2 protein-coding genes are annotated in these 1,236 nt (G+C 61.4%); both read right to left on the bottom strand.

What is annotated here, in order from left to right; translation table 11 throughout:
• The coding region (locus HHL24_RS43345; RefSeq protein ID WP_169491343.1) for an ankyrin repeat domain-containing protein at window positions 1–386 on the bottom strand (386 nt) is incomplete at its 3' end.
• A gap of 411 nt (window positions 387–797) precedes the next feature.
• Window positions 798–1,236, bottom strand: a 439-nt coding sequence (locus tag HHL24_RS43340) for a hypothetical protein (protein ID WP_169491342.1), incomplete at its 5' end; no start/stop codon positions are given.

Raw genomic sequence — 1,236 nt, 5'->3', positions numbered from 1 at the left:
TCGTCGCGCCAGACTGCCGCCCAAAGCGAATAGCTGGCGTTGGCGCCACGCTGCAAAAGAAACTCGACCAAAGGAAGGTTTTCTCCACGGGCGACCGCATACCATAGCGGCGTAGCTCGAAAATCCCCTTCGTCCTCATCCATTGGCACGGCCTGTTCGAGATCCGCACCCGCTTCCAGCAAGGTTGTGATGGTTTTGACGCCGTTCGGTTCGACCAATTGTGGACTACTGCCAGGCTTGACCGCGCATGCCCGATGCAGGGCGGTGTGCCCCTGCGGGTCGCTCGCCGCAACAAGTTCGGGGGCTGCAACCAATAATGCCGCGACTGTTGGCCAGTCCCACATGCGGGATGCAGAGAATAGCGCTGTTCTCGAAGGTTTACCCATTTTCGCCTCCGCACTTGATCACGACCGCTCCGATTCAAGCAGTGCCAATTGTCGCAAAGTTTAGACTGTTAGATTGTCGTCAATTTCGGGCAGGCAGTGCAATGACCGTTTTTGGCCGAGACCGGAAGCTTGCCTTCTGAACGCGGCGGAGCTCAACACTTAACTCGGCACCTGTTCGTAACAGTTACGTTGGGTTACATTTTCCTCGGAAAAGCCCACGATACCGCACGAAAAAAACCCGCCGAGCGGCCCCTTTTGGGACGCGTGGCGGGCGGGTTTCAGGTGAACTGATCAGGGCGACGGAGCCGACCTTGCGGTCGCTTTTGCTGCTCTCTCGTCCTGTTCTTGAAAAAACGGCGCCACCGAGGCGAGGGTTCCCCATTTCTTGATGCCGCGTATGCCCAGCGGCGCCTACTCCACAGCCAGCACGAGCTCGCGCAGCGCTTCCTGTACCGCGACGTCCTGCCGCGCCACTTCGACCGGCGCCGGCGCTGCCGCCGTTCCCGTCTCCATGCCGGTGCGGTAGCCGATCAGATACTCGCCCGCTAACGCCGTTGTGCCCGGATGTGTGGGCGGACTTGCAGGCAGCCCCGCCCTCGCATCGCGATACCCATCCGTCGCAAACGTGCTGCATGTGCTCACGCCCGTCGGGATCGCTGCCGGGCCAAGCGCGACGACGGTTTCCTGCTCGAACAGCGCCTTTGGGTCGTCTTCGCGCCAGATACCACCGAACGCGTCCGGGAGCCGGTCGTCGCCGTGAATGACGACGATCCACGCACTCTCCAACGGCGCGGCATCGGTTCGGACCTCGCCGCCACAGTGATCGCAGACCACCTTGGCAATATCGGTC

The sequence above is a fragment of the Paraburkholderia polaris genome (genome assembly GCF_012927345.1).
GTDB classification, from domain to species: Bacteria; Pseudomonadota; Gammaproteobacteria; order Burkholderiales; family Burkholderiaceae; genus Paraburkholderia; species Paraburkholderia polaris.
This window is presented reverse-complemented; position numbering and strand designations above follow the sequence as displayed.